Below are 16,805 nucleotides of genomic sequence, written 5' to 3' on the forward strand. Positions count from 1 at the left end.
AGGTGCCGCTGATGATACATATTTGTTATGCAGTTTCTGATAAGAAGGGCACCTATACCAAGCTTATCGGAGCATCCATGCATTCAGTTTTCGCCCATACAGAAGAATGGGTGACGGTACATATCCTGCATGATTATAGCCTGTCTGAAGATAACCGGCGCTATCTGATGCAACTGGTGCGCAGCTATGGTCAGCAATTGGTTTTTCATGATTTGGAGCTCCAATATAAAGACCGTTTGGCACGAATGGAGTCGGGCAATAAATGGATGGAGAAAAATGGCAAGTCAGGAAATGGTCGGGCTGACTGGTTTCGGCTTTTGCTCGGTGAAGAGCTGACTGATGTAGAACGGCTGATCTATCTTGATGCTGATACCATAGTCAATCTGGATATCAAGGAGCTTTGGGCAGAAAAAACAGGTGAAAATGGACTGGCGGCTGTGCCGGATGGGATGATACAGGATGATCATGTCAGCAAGTTGGTCAAAAAAGGTCTTTGTGAGGCGAAACGTTATTTCAATGCTCAAGTTTTATTGCTGAATATGCCGGCATTCTCACAGGAAAAGGATCTTTTGGAAAGAGGCGTGGCTTTTCTAAGAAAACATGAGTTAAGTGATTATCCTGTACAGGATGTTTTGAATCATGTTTTTGGGGCAGCTTGTTGCTTGTTGCCGGATAAATACAATACTTGGGTTATGAAGGAAATCAATCAGGGAAACAATACGTTGGAACCATGTATCTATAGTTATAATGGATTGCATGCATTTGATTATGGCAACAACTATCAGCGTCTGTTTTGGGAGAATTTTTCTGATACTCCATGGTGTGATACGAATTTTCTTTGTCGGTTGGCGCATAATATTCAGCAGAATGCCAATTCAAAATTATTGATCTATGCAAATCTTACGGCAGGCAAGAGACGTATTGTTGTGGGGCCGGACAAGGAGGCAGATAAGTATAAGAAGATGCTGATGCTGCGGGAGGATGAGCGTTACCTGACTGCTGGTGAACTCCATGCCGATGGTATGAATCTTGCACCGGCTGAAATCTTGATCATATTCCTGCCTTACGAGCAATTTACGCAGATGAAGAAACATCTTGAAGCCTGTGGAGCCATAGAAGGGATTCACTTTTTGAATGGCATGGTATTGACCGCATTGGATGTTCGGCAGGATGCCAAGGCTTTCCTGGAGGCATGAAAAAAGGAGCTATAAAGCTCCTTTTTTCATTGCAGCAAGCCTAAGACATTGTTGCTATTCTGGTTAGCCTGAGCTAGCATGGATTGGGAGGTCTGCAGCAGGACGTTGGCCCGGGTATAGGACGTGAAGGCTTTGGCCATATCGGCATCCCGGATCACGCTTTCGGAGGCGGTGACATTTTCGTGGGCGGTGCTGAGGTTAGCGGCGGCAAAGTTCAGCCGCACCTGCATGGCGCCGACGGTGATCTGCTGCTTGATGGCCCGGTTAAGGGCGCGGTCTACAACGGTGATGGCCGAATTGGCTTTGGACTGCGTGACGACGCTGACGGTAGTGCCGTCGCTTTTTTTGAGTCCCAGTGATTCACAACGCATATCGGCCAATCCCATGCGGATGGCCTGATTGGCCTTGGTGCCGATCTGGAAGGACAGGTTCTTTTCCGGATCGGCGCTGTTTGCTTTATTCGTCAGATAGCGTAGTATCATATAGCCAGCCGCGTAGGCATCATCACCCTCGGCGGTAGAAGAATTTTCCAAGGTATTGCGCAATTTTTCCGTATCTGCCGCCATAGCTTCAATCTTGCTCTTGCGGTAATCGTCAATACCATGAACCAGTTCGGCGGCGCCTTCTTTGATATATTTGGGCAGGCTGCTGAAATTCTTGATATTGGCTGACATCAGGGCATGTGTCATTTCGTGGGCGATAGTTCGGTCCAGATAGAGTTCGTTGGATGAACCTGCCACAGCCCCATTGGGATCTGACAGGTCAAGATTGTTGTAATAGTGCATGTTGACGGTCAGGCTGAGGCCGTTGGTAATGCCGGTACTGGTATTGAAGCTTGACGTGACAAAGGCCAGTGTGCCATCATCCGCATCTGTGAACTTGACATCCATCGAGCGCACCGAAGTGCCGTTTTCCTCGAAATTCAGCGCATAGGATTCATCAATCAGGTCCATGCAGTTCTGCAGCCACTCATTATCCAAAGCGGAGATGATGGCAGATTTCATCTCGTCATTTTCGGTATCCGGCCAGTTGACGGTCAGGCCGCGGATGATGGTGGAGTCTTTGGGGGAGCCGGCATAGGGATTGCCTTTTTCCGGCACGATGCTTTCGGCAGTCTTGATGACTTCGCCGCCAGTATCCTTGCCGGTGATAGCGCCGGTATCATCGTTGCTGAGGTCAATGCCGCAGGCTGCCAGGCCATGTTCCTCGACATCGGCGATAAAACTGTCAATCAGTGCTTTTTCATCCTTGAACATGCCGCAGGAGGTGTAGTTGATGGCTGCATCGAGCGCCGCCTGGGCAGGGAGCTGGGAATCATCCAGATAACTCATAAAGGAGACGATGGCATCGTGCTGGTCGGCAACGATATTGCGTCCCATGGTGCCGTTGATCAGATATTGGCCGTTGAAGGTGATATTGGCATTGTCGTCAATCTGGGACATATACTGCGTCAGCTGGTTCTGGATAATTGCCCGGTCTACATCGGTGTTGGTGTCATTGGCCGCATCGAGGGCCTTTTCCTTGAAGGCTTTCAAAATATCCACGGTGGAGGAGATTGCGCCTTCCGCGACCTTCATCATGCTGTTGGCATTCTGGGTGTTGCTGTAGGCGGCAGCCAGCCCCCGGATATTTACCCGCATCCGTTCGCTGATGGCATAAGCCGATGCATCATCTGCGGCACTGTTGATTTTCATGCCTGTGGACACCTGTTGGAGCTGCTTGGCAAGTTCATTGGTGTTCTTGTTCAGCGTGTTCAATGAACTCACAGCTGTCATGTTGTTTTTGACCACCATCATAGCGTATCAATCCTTTCGCTGCTGATTGCTTCCTGCTGGTTTTCTTTTACCGGGTTATTTTTTTGTTTAAATCATCGAAGAAAGATTTGCTGATCCGGCCGAAGATGCCTTTCTCGCCATGGTTGGAGTCATCCCGCAGCCGCAGTTCATCGCGAGCCATGATGCGTTTGTTGGTCTTGGAGTCGAAGACTTCGAATTTCAGGCGTACGGTGGAGGTGTAGACTGTTCTGGCCGGATGATAGACGGGGACCGTATAGGAATAGGTTTCGGACACTTTCTGGCCGTTGGGGAGTTTTTTCGTCCGCGTAGCAGTGCGGGATTCCCAGGTGGTATAGGGCTCCTTGATATAGGAATCGTTATGCCATTTGAGCAGTTCACATTGGATATAGACGTCAGCGGCTTCGTTGGGATTGTCCGGGGAAAGCACGGCAGCCTTGTCCGGACGGATCAGGTGATATTGGGGGCGCTGGGCGTTTTTCAGATATTCTTCCTGCAAAGTCTGATTCAGCAGGTCGCTTTCGAATTCTGCGGTGTCCGTCAGCACAACATCGTAGACCACTGCTTTTTTGATCTGGCTGAAGTTGTAATCCTTGTCATACCAGTCTGTTTTCTCTGCACTGGCAGGTAGGGTGGGGAGCAGCAACAGACACAACAATAGCAGCAGTTTTTGCCAGTGGAATGATTGCAGCAATGTTTTCATGGGATTTCCTCCTTTGGAATAGATATAACCATTATTATTTATATCGAATAAGACTGTCAATAACTTAAGATTAATCTTGTTAACTTTGCGTAAAATAGGAGTTGACGATATGCGGGGATGTGTCTATAATGAAGGAGGTTTGTAGAACTTGTTATCCTTTTAGACGGAGGCGTTATCATGCAGAGAGATTTGGCGATTGATATGGAAAATGAACGGGAACATTTCACGGTGCGGGAAATGATGAAGATGGCGCTATGCGTGGCGTTCTGCTGTGTGTCGGCATTTATCTCCTTTCCTCTGCCCTTCACGCCGGGACTGGTGACGGCTTTGACGGTGGCCTTGACGGTGACGGCATTGGTGTTGCCGCCGCGCTTGGTATTTGTTACCGTGGCTTCGTATGTGTTCTTGGGAGCTATTGGCCTGCCGATTTTCCCCGGCGGTGTGGGCGGCTTGGGACGCCTTCTTGGACCGACGGGCGGCTTTTATATTGGCTGGCCTGTTGTCTGCATGATTGTCAGCTGGCTGAAAGGGAAGAATATAAACTTCCGCCGCTATGCGCTGGTCTCAGTGCTGGCCGGTGTGCCGCTTACCTATGTAGGCGGCTTGATTTCCATGATGCTGGTGATGCAGGTCGATTTGTGGCAGGGGCTGGTCATGGCGGTATTCCCCTTTATTCCTGGGGATATCATGAAGGCACTGTTGGCAGCCTTTATTGCCGTTCGCGTCAATAAGATGCTGGAAAAACGTTGAAGTGAGGGCGGATTATGTTTAGAAAGATACTGCTTGTGCTGATTGGTCTGTTGCTTTTGCCGGGAACGATGCTGGCGGGGGAACTGCAGATCATCGATAAGCCAATCCAATGGTCGGCACAGCGAGAGCAGCTTATCCGTGAATATGCACAGACGCATTATGGTATGGATATGGTTTATATTGTGCCGCAGGCGATAGTCGTTCATTGGACGGCTGGAAATACCTGGGAGTCTGCTTACCAGCATTTTTATCAGGAAGCCAGAAGTGATGGAACATTGAATGTGGCCTCGCAGTTCCTGGTTTCTCGTGATGGGACAGTTTTCCGCTTGACGCCTGAGACAGCTTTGGATCGCCATATCATTGGCTATAATTGGTGTGCAATCGGGATTGAGAATGTCGGTGGCGTGAACGGAGCAGAAGATCTGACGGCCAAGCAGCTGGAAGCCAATGTCAAACTTATCTGCTATCTGCAGGAAAAATATCCTACCATTCGTTATGTTTTTGGCCATTATCAGCAGGATGCGGCCAGAAGCAGCGGTTTGTATCGGGAGAAAGTAGCAGGGTATCGTTCTGAAAAAATAGATCCTGGCCGCAGTTTTATGGCAGCATTGCAGGCGCGGCTGCAGGGGCGTGAACTCGTGTTTTATCCGGAATAACCTATGGAGAAATGCAGCTCTGATCGTGGGAGCTGTATTTTCTTTTGCCTGAAAGTGTAAATTTATCATATGCCTATTGACATAATAGGTGTAATAGTGTAACATAAGGTCATCGTCATTTAGGAGAGATGTATATGAAGGATGTACCTGTTGGTGTATTGAATTACATTATGGATGTTTTGCGCGGCCTGTACTTTGGTGAAGTGGTGCTGATTGCCCAGAATGGTGTTCTGATTCAGGTGGAGCGTACAGAAAAGATGCGGGTGCATCCTTGGCAGGGCATTCCTAAGCCGGCAGAATGGTCGGATGTGACAGAGCGGAATCTGCGCAGGACCATCGAGCGGGAGTTGGCCAGCCTTTATTATGGCAGGCTCAGCATTATCGTGAAACAGGGAACTGTCACACATTTTGACCGGTTGGAAAAACAGCGGTTCATGGATGGCGACGGGATTTGACAAGTCAAGATAGATATATTGGATGAACTGACCAAAAAAATTGGAGGTTCCACAGATTGCCTGTTAGGGGCGATTTGTGGAGCCTCTTATTTTATATTTAGGAAATTATTTATTTATTGGGGAGGTAATCATGATGAAATGGTGGAAAAAGACAGGTTTGGCACTCAGCATATTGGCGGCAGCAGGACTCTTTACGGGCTGCGGCGGTGAACAGGCAGCCAGCGGCGGGGAAAACAAGGGAGCTGGGGAATTCTTGAATGTTTCCTACGATCCCACCCGGGAACTCTATGCGGAGTTCAATAAGGAATTCACGGGCGAATGGAAGAAGCAGAGCGGTCAGGATGTGGAGTTCCGTCAGTCCAATGGCGGCTCTGGCAAACAGGCCCGTTCCGTGATTGAAGGGCTGGAAGCGGATGTGGTGACCTTGGCTCTAGCCTATGACGTGGATGAGATTTCGCAGGCAGGACTTATCGATAAGGATTGGATCAAGAAATTTCCCGATAACTCCGCTCCCTACACTTCGACCATTGTGTTCTTAGTGCGCAAGGGCAATCCCAAGAATATCCATGACTGGGATGATCTGGTGCGGGATGATGTGAAGATTGTCACGCCGAACCCGAAGACCTCCGGTGGTGCCCGTTGGAACTATCTGGCGGCCTGGGAGTATGCGCGTCAGAAGTTTAACGGCGATGAAAACCAGGTCAAAGATTTCATCAAGAAGCTTTTCCAGAATGTGGTGGCTTTGGATTCTGGTGCCCGCGGCGCAACTACGAGCTTTGTGCAGCGCGGTCAGGGAGATGTGCTGATTGCCTGGGAAAATGAAGCTTTGATTACACTGAAAGATTCGCCGGACTTTGAGATCGTGGCGCCGTCCTTGTCCATTTTGGCAGAACCTTCCGTGGCTGTGGTGGATAAGGTTGTAGACAAGAAAGGCACCCGCAAGGTGGCCGAAGCTTATATCAACTATCTCTATTCCGATGCCGGTCAGGAAATTGCAGCGAAGAATTTCTACCGTCCCCGCAACAAGACCGTGTTCGAGAAGTACAAGAGCCAGTTCCCGGAACTCAAGCTCTTTACCATTGACGAAGCCTTTGGCGGCTGGACGAAAGCTCAGAAGGAACATTTTGCCGATGGGGGCACTTTTGACCAGATTTACAAGAAGTGATTTATAGAAGGGGGAAGCGATATGCTGAAGCTGGGGCAGGTCATCCCGGGAGGCGGATTCGCCTTGGGAATCGTATTCTTTTATCTGTCGTTGTTGATTTTCCTGCCGCTGGGGGCTTTCGTACTCTATGCCAGCGGCATGAGTGGGGAAAGCTTTATCCAGCAGGTGACGGATTACCGTATGTTGCATGGGTATGCGCTGAGTTTTGGCTGCGCTTTGGCCGCGGCGGTCATCAATGCCGTCTTTGGCCTGTTGCTGGCCTGGGTGCTGGTGCGTTATGATTTTCCTGGCAAGCGGCTGATGGATGGTCTTATCGATCTGCCCTTTGCCCTGCCTACGGCGGTAGCGGGCATTGCGCTGACCACCCTCTATGTGGAAAATGGCTGGCTGGGGCAGTTCTTCTATGCCGCAGGTATTCCGTCGGCTTTTTCGGCGGTGGGCATTACCATTGCGCTGGTGTTTGTGGGGATTCCCTTTGTGGTGCGCAGCGTCCAGCCGGTGCTCAGGGATTTGGATGCTTCTTTGGAAGAGGCGGCGGCCATTATGGGAGCGGGGAAGTTCCTGACTTTCCGCAAGGTAATCCTGCCGGAACTCATCACACCGCTGATCAGCGGTTTTGCGCTGGCCTTTGCCCGGGGGATTGGGGAATATGGCAGCGTGGTGTTTATCGCAGGCAATGTGCCCTTTGAGACGGAGATTGCGCCGCTGCTCATCATGACCAAGCTGGAGCAGTTTGATTATCAGGCGGCGGCCGCGGTGGCCATTGTGATGCTGGCTATGTCGCTGCTGGTATTGCTGGTGTTGAATGGGTATCAGCATTATAGATTACAACGATTGGGGGCTTGATTTCTGTCATTCAATGTTGTATCCAGGTTTTTTCTTTTAGGAGCCAGCCTTACGGCAACGGACTCCGGTCAAAAAGCAAGCACCTGCGCCAAGTTCAGTTTGATTCTTGGTGCGGGTGCTTTTGGCGTTTTGTGGAACAGTCGGAGGCGGCCTTGGGGCATTTTGCTTATGGTGGCAGGATTCATTTATGTGCAGGTCGAATTTTATCAGAGTATATTGAGTTGGAGATTGAAGGGAGAAATTCTATGCGGGATGATTTCAAGACCATTTATGGAGATGATGTGAAGCGGACTGTCCGCTGAATCTGAGGAGGATGGACATAATGGAACAATCATTTGGTATTCCTATTTCTCGGCGGGATTTCATGAAGATGACAGGACTGGCGGCGGCCGGGCTGGTTATGGGGGGCGGCGTTGCTGAGGCTAAGGGAAAAGCGGTGCTGGATTTTGGGCAGGAAAAACTGCCTGTGCTTTATGATGTGGATGTTTGCGTTGCGGGCGGCGGTCCATCCGGAACGGCGGCGGCTATAAATGCCGCGCGCAAGGGGGCGAAAACGGTCCTGCTGGAGCGCGGTGTGGCATTAGGCGGCTTGGCAGTCCTGGGTTGTGTTTATCCCTTTATGGATACCCATGCGCCGGACAGTGATACGCCCTATGTGGCAGAAGTAAAAGACCGCCTGCGCAAACATGGGATTGAACCTTATGATGGCGTGACGGCGCAGACTTGGCATAATCCTGAGTCTTTGGCCCTGATCTATGATGAGATGTGTGCGGAGGCCGGTGTCAATATCCTCTATCAGACGGTTCTCGTGGATGTGGTCAAGGAAGGGGCAGAGATTACGGCGGTTATCGTGCAGACTATTGCAGGTTTGGCTGCCATCAAGGCCAAGACTTTTGTGGATGCGACAGGGGATGCGTATCTGTCCCGGGCAGCAGGTATTCCCTTTGAGCGGGGCTATGAAAAGACCGGGAATAACCAGCCCCTGTCCTTCCGCTTTGAAATGGGCGGCATAGATGTAAAGCGGCTTTATCAGCATGTGGCCATTGAGCTCAAGGAGGATTGGTGCAAGTCTAAGCCGCCGTATTTTGAGATTGCCGAGGCCATGCACCGCAAGCAGCGCTATAAGCTCGAAGAGATTATGGCCAAGGGCGTGGAGTGCGGTGAAATCACGCAGGAAGAGGCGGAATACATGCAGGGCTACACCATTATTGGCAAGGATGGTGTCATGAGCATGAACTGTCCGGAAATACCTGTGCGTTTTTCGGCCAGTGATCCCATCTCCTATAGCAAGGCTGTGACCTTTGGCCGCCGGATGATGCATAATATTGCCAATTACTTGATCCGTCATTTGCCGGGCTTCGAGCATGCCTTTATCAGCCGCGAAGCGGCCATGCTCGGGGCACGGGAATCCTGGCGTATTCGTGGCAAGTATTATCTCGTGGAGGATGACTATCACAATCAGAGCCGTTTCCCTGATGCGGTCTGCCGTACGGCATGGTTCATTGATGCGCATGGGGAGAAGGTCTCGGAAAAGCTGCCCCAGGGCGGGTTCTATGAGATTCCCTATCGTTCGTTGGTGACGAATGAAATCAAGAATTTGCTGGTGACGGGGCGCTGCATCAGTGCCAGCTTTATTCTACAGGCGTCTATGCGCATCCAGCCTACCTGTATGAGCATTGGGGAAGCCGCGGGGATTGCGGCGGCCTGGGGGCTGAAGCATAAGATTCCGGCCAGTGAGATCCGTTGGGAGGAGATTCCTAAGGAAAAACGCAGTTATGTGAGTGCGGGGCAATAACAGAAATGCGTGGGGGCGCAGGTGCTTGCTTTTTGCCCTGCGTCCTGAATGACTCCCTCGGGAATGCCGTTGACTTAGCTGGATTGCGCCGGTCACCACGGCGCGGCTTTCAGCGTTATGTACAGTTTTTTCGCTTAGGAGTCAGCCTGCGGCAGCGGACTCCGGTCAAAAAGCAAGCACCTGCGCCAAGTCCGGTTTGTTTCTTGCTTGGCGTGGGTGTTTTGTGTTGATTTTGGCTTGGTCTTGAAGTATAGTGGAGATAGAATTCAGATTATAGGGAGGATATTTGATTGAAAAAGAGATTGAGGAAAATAGTTTCCTTATTGATTTTAGGGGGGCTGGTGTTGTCGATGCATGTGGGAGCAGCGGCGGGGAAGATTTTGTTTATTCCTCATGACGACAGGCCGATTTCCTATCGTCAGACGGTGGAGGTTCTGCAGGAGGCGGGGTATGAAATGATTTTGCCGCCGCAGGAGCTTTTGAGCAATGCCACGAATATGGGGCATCCGGATGAGCTTTGGCAATGGCTCGATGAGAATGCCAAGGCGGCAGACTCGGCGGTTATCGCTTCCGATTCCATGCTATATGGCGGTCTGATTCCATCGCGCAAGCATGAGGTTTCTGAGGCGAAGCTGGCAGAGCGCATCGAAGGTTTTGCGCAGCTGCGTAAGGATAATCCGCGGCTGCATCTCTATGTTTTCGATTCGCTGATGCGGACGCCTGACTGGGGGCAGGAAGGGAATATCGAGGAACCGGATTATTATGCGCAATATGGTGCGGATTTCTTCCATTATTCACGTTTGATGGATAAAAAGGAAACAGAGGGATTGTCCAAACAAGAGGAAAAGATGCTGCAGGAGCGGGAAAAGGCAATCCCTGCGGAATATATGCAGGATTGGCTGGCGCGCCGGGCTAAGAATCTGGCGGCAACCAAAAAACTGATGGATTATGCCCGGGATGGTGTGATTGACTATCTGATTCTCGGCCGTGACGATAATGCACCGCTTTGCCAGACGCATCGGGAGAATCGGGAAATCCTAGACTATGCGGCGAAGAACAAGCTGCCGCGGACGAAGTTCCAGTCCATGCCAGGGATTGACGAGTTCAATGTCCTGTTGCTGAATCGCGCGGTCAACGATATGACTTATGAGATGCCCTTTGTTTATGTGGCATATAATGAAGGCAAGGGCGGTGATACGGTTCCTGCCTTTTCCGATGAAAAGATTTCAGCTTCCGTAGATGCAGCGCTGGCCATTGCCGGTGGTCTTAAAGTGCCGGAGCCTAAGCGGGCGGATTTCGTGTTGCTGGTGAATACGGAAAAAAAAGGAAAAACCATCGGCCTGCATAATAGATACCCGGATGGCGGTAATTTCCAGCCGCAGCTGACAGCGGACAAGAGCACGAAACACTTTGCCGGTCTGGTGGCAGATTATGTGGCAAAGGGCTATCCAGTCGGCGTAGCGGATATCAAATATTCCAATGGTGCCGATAATGCGCTGCTGGAACAGTTGCGGCAGAAGGGCCTGTTGTTCAAACTGCGTACGTATTCGGGCTGGAATACCGCGACCAATTCCACGGGCTTTGCCATCGGGACAGGCATGCTGGCGCCCAAGATGACGGAGGCTGGCAGGAACAAATTGCTGGCTGTGCGCTATCTGGATGACTGGGCCTATCAGGCCAATGTTCGTACGGTGGTCGGCGATGAACTGGTGAAACAATTCGGCAATCCGGGTTACTATATAAAATTGCAGGATAAACTCGCCTTTGCGGAACAGCAGAACAATGAACGTATGCAGGCTTTTGCCAATAAGAATCTGCCGCATTTTGACTTCTTGCAGGGCTTTAAGGTCAAAAATCCATGGCTGCGGATGTTCGAGTGTGACATTATTTTGCCGCAGTCCGGGAAATAATTTTGGCGATAAACGAGTTTGAGGGGGAGAAATATGGGGAGAAAGAATATAGTAGCGAAACTGATGGTATGCATTATGACCTTTGCCCTGCTGATTTTGCCGGGAATGTATGCCGAGGCCGGGCATTTGGAGGATATTGCGGCCAGGGGAACGATACGGATCGGCACTACGGGGGATTATATCCCAATGTCCTATCGCAATCCGCAGACCGGAGAATATGAAGGGATTGATGCGGAACTTTCCCAGATTATCGCAGATTCTCTGGGGGTGAAGATTGAATATGTGCCGACGAGCTGGCCAACGCTTACGGCAGATACGCTGGCTGGAAAATTCGATATTGCCCTTTGCGGCATTTCGCGCAATTTCGCCCGGGCCAAGGTGATGGCCATGTCTGATGCTTATGGTGAAGGCGTGTTCGGCAAGACCATCCTCTGCCGGAAGGCGGATGCTGGTAAGTTCCAGAGCCTTGCAGATATTGACAAGCCCTCAGTCCGCGTGATGATCAATCCCGGCGGCACCAATGAGAAATTTGCCCATGCTAATCTGAAAAAAGCGCAGCTTATCGTCCATCAGGAAAACGCGGATATCCCCCGGCAGATTGCCGAAGGGAAAGCCGATATCATGATTACGGAAACCGTGGAGGCTGCCCGCTATGTGGAAAAGGATAGCAGGCTGGCCGCGCCGCTTATCCATGAGCCGTTTACCCGCCATTCCTGCGGTATCCTGATGACCAAGGGTGATCAGGAGTTTCTGAACTATATCAACTTTGTGCTGGCCGAGCTGCGCATGGATGGGACGCTGGCAAAGCTGGAGGCGAAGTATTTGAAGGTACGGGGGAACGTAAATGAAGCAAGATGAGGTACAGCGCCTGAAAGATATTGTCGATAAACTTCAAGCGGATGATGGTTGTCCTTGGGATAAGGCGCAGACGCATGAAAGTGTGAAGGCGGGCTGCATTGAAGAAGCCTGCGAGGTGTTGGCGGGAATCAATATCCTGTCGGCAACGGGCAAGGCGGAAAATCTCAAGGAAGAGCTGGGCGACCTGTTGCTGCAGGTTATTTTTCACGCTAATCTGGCGGAGAAGGAAGGGCTGTTTGATTTACAGGATGTGGCCCGCGTTGCGGCGGAAAAGATGATTCGCCGGCATCCGCATATATTTCATGAACCGATGCGTATGCCGGATGGCAGCCCCGTCACCGATTGGGCGGAAATCAAAAAGCTCGAAAAGGCAGGCCGGGAATGGGAAGATGATTATCTGCCAGCGGCCTTGGCAGAAGGGCGTGCGCTGATTGACCAGGCGGCCAAACGCAAGGATTTGTGCTGATTCATGATGAAAAGGGAAAAGTTTTTTGGCAAAAATGGCTTACACCTATTGACATGCTAGGTGTAATGGTGTAACATAAAGTCATCGTCAATGAGCGGCGATGGTAAAAAGTGTAAATCGGGTTGAACTGACCAAAGAAATTGGAGGTTCTGCAGATTGCCCATAGGGGCTGTTTGCAGAGCCTTTTTCTTATGCAGTAATTATTGGGGGGAGCGTTATGATGGTGTGGATTAGGGAAGCCGATGGCAGGGATAGGAGGTGTTGCTGATGGAACTGGTCAGCAAGTTGGCAGGTGTCAAAGCAAAAGAACAACTGGGGAAAGAGTCCTGGCAGGAAAAGCTGGTCAAGTGGTCGCTGATCTTGCTGGGGGCGGCCTTCCTGGTGGTGATGATGGTTCTGCCGCTGGTACTTATCGGCGTAGAAGCGCTGGCTAAGGGCTGGGCGGCTTATGTAAGAGCTGTCAGCGAACCCTTTGCCCAGAAGGCATTGTGGCTGACGGCGGAGGCAACGATTTTAGCGGTGCTGTCCAACACCATCTTCGGTCTGGCGGCGGCCTGGCTGCTGACGAAGTTTGACTTCCGGGGCAAGAGCCTGCTGGGGGCCATCATTGACCTGCCCTTTGCGGTGTCGCCGGTGGTGGCGGGCTTGTTCTTTATCATGCTCTTTGGCAGGCTGAGCCCTTTCTATGATACACTGCAGGCCTATCAGGTGGCGGTGGTGTTTGCGGTGCCGGGGATTGTGCTGGCCACCATCTTTGTGACTTTGCCCTTTATTGCCCGCAGCATTGTGCCGGTGATGGAAACGCAGGGGCGGCAGGAGGAAGAAGCGGCGGCCCTCATGGGGGCCAGCGGCTGGCGGATCTTTTGGCAGATTACCTTGCCCAATATCAAATGGGGACTGCTCTACGGCATTATCCTCTGCAGTGCTCGGGCCATGGGCGAGTTTGGGGCCGTATCGGTGGTGTCCGGTCATATCCGGGGCAAGACCAACACCCTGCCCCTGCATATCGAGATCCTCTACAATGAATATAATTTTACGGCGGCCTTTGCGGTGGCTTCTATCTTAGTGATATTGGCGGTCGTGGTGCTGATCCTCCGCAATCTGGTGGAGTGGCGGCTCAATAAGAAGGAAAGGACTGATGAACATGGGCTATGAGGTAGAGCTTAAACATATCGAAAAATATTACGGCAGCTTCAAGGCGGCAGACGATGCCAGCTTTGGGGTGGAGAAAGGCCAGCTGGCCGGACTTTTGGGTCCTTCCGGCAGCGGCAAGACCACGCTCTTGCGGATGATTGCGGGGCTGGAAAAGCCCGACAAGGGCGAAATCCTCATCGCAGGGCAGCGGGTCAATGATATTCCTGCCCGTCACCGGGGCATTGGCTTCGTATTCCAGAATTATGCCTTGTTCCGCCATATGACGGTGCGGGATAATCTGGCCTTTGGCCTGCGGGTGCAGAATGTGGACAGCCATACCATCAAGGTGCGGACCGATGAACTGTTGGAGCTTACGGGGCTGTCGGCGGTGGCCAAGCGCTATCCCCAGCAGTTATCCGGCGGCCAGCGCCAGCGGGTGGCCTTTGCCCGGGCATTGGCGCCCAATCCCAAGGTGCTCCTGCTGGACGAACCCTTTGCGGCCATTGATGCCAAGGTGCGCAAGGAGCTCCGGAGCTGGCTGCGCAATGCCATCCATAAACTGGGTATCACGAGTCTCTTTGTCACCCATGACCAGGACGAGGCCGTGGAGGTGGCAGATAAGATCATCATCGTCAACCGTGGACAGATCGAACAGGCGGGCAGCCCGCTGGAAATCTATCAGACGCCCCAGACACCCTTTGTGGCCGATTTTATCGGCGAGTCGGTGAAGGTGCCGGATTATACGCTGTTCAAGGGCTTTGCGGACAATACGAAAGGCGCGCATATGGGGCTGATCCGGCCGGAATTCATCGAGCTGGCCAAGGACGCCAAAGAGATTTCCCTGCCCGTTGGTGCCGAGGAAGGTGTGGTCAAGGCCACGTATTTCCGGGGCAGCAACATGGCGGTGGATATTGAGGTGCGGGGACAGATCCTGCGGGCGGCCCGCAGTCTGGAAAAGGAGCCTCTGCAGGTGGGGGATAAGGCTTTGGCCTTTATCCATCGCATCTACAGTCTGGAAGCGGGGCAGACCCGCATCATCGAAAACCGCGCCAAACAGCGGGAGTCAGTGGTGATTTAAGGCAGATGATAACAGTGAACGTAAGAGAAGAAAAAGCAGATGTACTCATAATCGGCGGCGGGGCGGCAGGCTGTTATGCCGCCATCACATTGGGCGAAGAACACCCTGGATTGTCTGTATTGTTGGTGGACAAGGCCAATATCAAGCGCAGCGGCTGCCTGGCAGCCGGGGTAAATGCCCTGAATGCCTATATTACCCAAGGCCATACACCAAAGGATTATGCGGATTATGCCAAGGAGGATGCGGCAGGCATCGTGCGGGAGGATTTGCTCCTGTCCATGAGCGAGGGGCTTAACGAAGTCACCGCCAAACTGGAAAAGCTGGGGCTGGTCATCCAGAAAAATCCCGATGGCAGCTATGCTTCACGGGGCTGGCGTAATATCAAGATCAACGGAGAAAATATCAAGCCGATTTTGGCTAGAGCTGTACTTGACCAGTCAAATGTCAAAGTCAGAAATCATATCAATGTGGTGGACTACATTGCAGCTGACGGTCAAATTCGCGGTGCCTGGGGGATTGATCTGCGAAAGGAAGAAATCGTGCTCTTTACGGCCAGGGCCGTTATCTGCGCCACGGGCGGGGCGGCAGGGCTTTATCAGCCCAATCATCCCGGCACTTCCCGCCATAAGATGTGGTACAGTCCCTTCAATACCGGTGCCGGTTATGCCATGGGTCTGCGGGCAGGGGCGGAGATGACCACTTTCGAGATGCGTTTTATTGCCCTCAGGTGCAAGGGGACAATCGCGCCAACCGGTACGATTGCCCAGGGAGTGGGCGCGCCCCAGGTCAATTCCCGCGGGAAGGCGTATCAGGCCAAATACGGCAATACCACAGCAGAGCGGCTTTGGGCAGTGGTCAAGGAAAATTTGGCAGGCCATGGCCCCTGCTATCTAAGCACCCACGGTATCAGCTTGGAACAGGCGGCGGCTTTGGAGCGGGCCTATCTCAATATGGCCCCCGCCCAGACACTTTTCTGGCGGGAAAGCGGGCTGAACCCCAGCGAATTTGATGTGGAAATCGAAGGTTCCGAGCCCTATGTAGTAGGCGGCCATACCGCCAGCGGCTACTGGATTGGCGCTGACCGGTCAACTACCTTGCCAGGGCTCTTTGCTGCCGGTGATGTGGCCGGCGGCTGTCCGCAGAAATACGTGACGGGTTCCTTTGTAGAAGGCGAGATTGCAGCGCAATCGGCGGCGAAGTTTGCCGAAGGGGTTGCACCGAATTTTGATTCAGCATGGATAAAGGAAAAAATCATCCGGCAGGTACAGCAATTCTTAGGCCAGGATAATGACAGTCCTTACACGGTGGAAAGTTTGGAAGAAGCCATGCAGCAGGCCATGGATGAATACGCCGGGGGGATTAAGACGTACTATGCTTACAGTGAAAGTTCGCTGAAGATTGCCCGCAAGCATATCGAGCGATTGACGCAGCTTAGCGAGGAATTGAAAGCCAAAGATTTTTATGGCCTCTTGAAGATTTTTGAACTGCGGGAGCGGCTGCTGGTCTGCCAGGCGCTGATTGAACATCTGGCTGCCCGCAAGGAAACCCGCTGGCATGCCTTTGCCGAGCACTTGGATTATCCTGAGCGCCGGGAGGATTATAAGGTGTTTATCAATTCCAAGCTGGAGCAAGGAAAAATCAGGATTATAAGACGGCCATTGGCTGCGGGGAAAGAGGAGGCGGTTGTATGAGCATCGCCATCGAAGCGGCCAAGTGTGTGGGCTGCGGCCTGTGCACGGAGGTCTGCCCCGGCAATCTCCTGCAGGTGAAGGCGGGCAGGGCAGTTATCCGCGATGTGCGGGACTGCTGGGGTTGCACGGCCTGTGTCAAGGAGTGCCCGCGGCAGGCAATTTACTATTATCTGGCGGCAGATTTAGGCGGCCGCGGCGGAAGGCTTTATGCCGAGAATACCAAAAATGAAATCAAATGGCAGATGTACTGGCCCGATGGCAGTTTTGATGAGATTGTCACGGCCAAGGGTGAAGCCAATAAATATTAGA

16 protein-coding genes and 1 pseudogene are annotated in these 16,805 nt (G+C 52.0%); 14 read left to right on the plus strand and 3 right to left on the minus strand.

All coding sequences use genetic code 11. From position 1 onward, the window contains the following. Positions 1-11 precede the first annotated feature (11 nt). The gene (locus BLQ59_RS04200) at positions 12-1,196 is read left to right on the plus strand and encodes a glycosyltransferase family 8 protein (protein ID WP_074571676.1); all 1,185 of its coding nucleotides are present in this window, start codon (positions 12-14) and stop codon (positions 1,194-1,196) included. 26 nt (positions 1,197-1,222) lie between these two features. On the opposite strand, the gene BLQ59_RS16510 is transcribed toward BLQ59_RS04200, so the two are convergent. From BLQ59_RS16510 to BLQ59_RS04210, 3 genes and pseudogenes are all read right to left on the minus strand, one after another. After that, positions 1,223-2,575 carry a flagellin gene (locus BLQ59_RS16510; RefSeq protein ID WP_371118269.1) on the minus strand — a complete coding sequence of 451 codons (1,353 nt, stop codon included), beginning with the start codon at positions 2,573-2,575 and terminating at the stop codon, positions 1,223-1,225. Next, positions 2,576-2,989: pseudogene (locus BLQ59_RS15560) on the minus strand (flagellin); the annotation flags it as partial. Between the two features lie 49 nt (positions 2,990-3,038). Continuing rightward, positions 3,039-3,692, minus strand: a complete 654-nt coding sequence (locus tag BLQ59_RS04210) for a hypothetical protein (protein ID WP_074571678.1) — start codon at positions 3,690-3,692, stop codon at positions 3,039-3,041. Positions 3,693-3,869: 177 nt separating this feature from the next. On the opposite strand from BLQ59_RS04210, the gene BLQ59_RS04215 reads away from it, so the two are divergent. The 13 genes from BLQ59_RS04215 (at position 3,870) to BLQ59_RS04275 (ending at position 16,804) form a co-directional block, all read left to right on the plus strand. Next, the gene (locus BLQ59_RS04215; protein ID WP_074571679.1) at positions 3,870-4,442 is read left to right on the plus strand and encodes a biotin transporter BioY; all 573 of its coding nucleotides are present in this window, start codon (positions 3,870-3,872) and stop codon (positions 4,440-4,442) included. 14 nt (positions 4,443-4,456) lie between these two features. Further along, on the plus strand, positions 4,457-5,098 hold the full coding sequence (locus tag BLQ59_RS04220; RefSeq protein WP_074571680.1) for an N-acetylmuramoyl-L-alanine amidase: 642 nt from the start codon (positions 4,457-4,459) through the stop codon (positions 5,096-5,098). A gap of 134 nt (positions 5,099-5,232) precedes the next feature. Continuing rightward, entirely contained in the window at positions 5,233-5,553 is a 321-nt protein-coding gene (locus tag BLQ59_RS04225) for a YezD family protein (protein WP_074571681.1), read from the plus strand. A 130-nt stretch (positions 5,554-5,683) separates the two neighbouring features. Beyond that, complete coding sequence (locus tag BLQ59_RS04230; RefSeq protein WP_256324598.1) at positions 5,684-6,718, plus strand: sulfate ABC transporter substrate-binding protein; 1,035 nt, start codon at positions 5,684-5,686, stop codon at positions 6,716-6,718. Between the two features lie 21 nt (positions 6,719-6,739). Then, entirely contained in the window at positions 6,740-7,564 is an 825-nt protein-coding gene (gene cysT, locus BLQ59_RS04235) for a sulfate ABC transporter permease subunit CysT (protein ID WP_074571683.1), read from the plus strand. A 322-nt stretch (positions 7,565-7,886) separates the two neighbouring features. Beyond that, complete coding sequence (locus BLQ59_RS04240; protein ID WP_176756724.1) at positions 7,887-9,359, plus strand: FAD-dependent oxidoreductase; 1,473 nt, start codon at positions 7,887-7,889, stop codon at positions 9,357-9,359. A 290-nt stretch (positions 9,360-9,649) separates the two neighbouring features. Further along, on the plus strand, positions 9,650-11,269 hold the full coding sequence (locus BLQ59_RS04245) for a DUF4127 family protein (protein WP_074571684.1): 1,620 nt from the start codon (positions 9,650-9,652) through the stop codon (positions 11,267-11,269). Positions 11,270-11,302: 33 nt separating this feature from the next. Then, positions 11,303-12,127 (plus strand): transporter substrate-binding domain-containing protein, encoded by an 825-nt coding sequence (locus BLQ59_RS04250; protein WP_074571685.1) that lies wholly within the window; start codon positions 11,303-11,305, stop codon positions 12,125-12,127. Beyond that, a complete protein-coding gene (locus tag BLQ59_RS04255) occupies positions 12,114-12,593 on the plus strand; it encodes a MazG nucleotide pyrophosphohydrolase domain-containing protein (protein WP_074571686.1) in 480 nt (159 codons plus the stop codon). The genes BLQ59_RS04250 and BLQ59_RS04255 overlap by 14 nt, the downstream gene beginning before the upstream one ends. 267 nt (positions 12,594-12,860) lie before the next feature. After that, positions 12,861-13,748 carry a sulfate ABC transporter permease subunit CysW gene (cysW, locus tag BLQ59_RS04260; protein WP_081342447.1) on the plus strand — a complete coding sequence of 296 codons (888 nt, stop codon included), beginning with the start codon at positions 12,861-12,863 and terminating at the stop codon, positions 13,746-13,748. After that, the gene (locus BLQ59_RS04265; protein ID WP_256324599.1) at positions 13,732-14,805 is read left to right on the plus strand and encodes an ABC transporter ATP-binding protein; all 1,074 of its coding nucleotides are present in this window, start codon (positions 13,732-13,734) and stop codon (positions 14,803-14,805) included. The genes cysW and BLQ59_RS04265 overlap by 17 nt, the downstream gene beginning before the upstream one ends. Positions 14,806-14,810: 5 nt before the next feature. Next, positions 14,811-16,496, plus strand: a complete 1,686-nt coding sequence (locus tag BLQ59_RS04270) for an adenylyl-sulfate reductase subunit alpha (protein WP_074571687.1) — start codon at positions 14,811-14,813, stop codon at positions 16,494-16,496. Further along, on the plus strand, positions 16,493-16,804 hold the full coding sequence (locus BLQ59_RS04275) for a 4Fe-4S dicluster domain-containing protein (protein ID WP_074571688.1): 312 nt from the start codon (positions 16,493-16,495) through the stop codon (positions 16,802-16,804). The genes BLQ59_RS04270 and BLQ59_RS04275 overlap by 4 nt, the downstream gene beginning before the upstream one ends. Position 16,805: the final 1 nt, after the last annotated feature.

The sequence above is a fragment of the Pseudoselenomonas ruminantium genome (assembly GCF_900104055.1).
Lineage (GTDB): Bacteria > Bacillota > Negativicutes > Selenomonadales > Selenomonadaceae > Selenomonas_A > Selenomonas_A ruminantium_C.

Excerpts from the sequence above, each read along its gene's own strand:
- BLQ59_RS04200 (WP_074571676.1), top strand. The coding sequence starts at position 12 with ATGATACATATTTGTTATGCAGTTTCTGATAAGAAGGGCACCTATACC.
- BLQ59_RS16510 (WP_371118269.1), bottom strand. The coding sequence starts at position 2,575 with ATGGGACGCAATATCGTTGCCGACCAGCACGATGCCATCGTCTCCTTT.
- BLQ59_RS04210 (WP_074571678.1), bottom strand. The coding sequence starts at position 3,692 with ATGAAAACATTGCTGCAATCATTCCACTGGCAAAAACTGCTGCTATTG.
- BLQ59_RS04215 (WP_074571679.1), top strand. The coding sequence starts at position 3,870 with ATGCAGAGAGATTTGGCGATTGATATGGAAAATGAACGGGAACATTTC.
- BLQ59_RS04220 (WP_074571680.1), top strand. The coding sequence starts at position 4,457 with ATGTTTAGAAAGATACTGCTTGTGCTGATTGGTCTGTTGCTTTTGCCG.
- BLQ59_RS04225 (WP_074571681.1), top strand. The coding sequence starts at position 5,233 with ATGAAGGATGTACCTGTTGGTGTATTGAATTACATTATGGATGTTTTG.
- BLQ59_RS04230 (WP_256324598.1), top strand. The coding sequence starts at position 5,684 with ATGATGAAATGGTGGAAAAAGACAGGTTTGGCACTCAGCATATTGGCG.
- cysT (WP_074571683.1), top strand. The coding sequence starts at position 6,740 with ATGCTGAAGCTGGGGCAGGTCATCCCGGGAGGCGGATTCGCCTTGGGA.
- BLQ59_RS04240 (WP_176756724.1), top strand. The coding sequence starts at position 7,887 with ATGGAACAATCATTTGGTATTCCTATTTCTCGGCGGGATTTCATGAAG.
- BLQ59_RS04250 (WP_074571685.1), top strand. The coding sequence starts at position 11,303 with ATGGGGAGAAAGAATATAGTAGCGAAACTGATGGTATGCATTATGACC.
- BLQ59_RS04255 (WP_074571686.1), top strand. The coding sequence starts at position 12,114 with ATGAAGCAAGATGAGGTACAGCGCCTGAAAGATATTGTCGATAAACTT.
- cysW (WP_081342447.1), top strand. The coding sequence starts at position 12,861 with ATGGAACTGGTCAGCAAGTTGGCAGGTGTCAAAGCAAAAGAACAACTG.
- BLQ59_RS04265 (WP_256324599.1), top strand. The coding sequence starts at position 13,732 with ATGAACATGGGCTATGAGGTAGAGCTTAAACATATCGAAAAATATTAC.
- BLQ59_RS04270 (WP_074571687.1), top strand. The coding sequence starts at position 14,811 with ATGATAACAGTGAACGTAAGAGAAGAAAAAGCAGATGTACTCATAATC.
- BLQ59_RS04275 (WP_074571688.1), top strand. The coding sequence starts at position 16,493 with ATGAGCATCGCCATCGAAGCGGCCAAGTGTGTGGGCTGCGGCCTGTGC.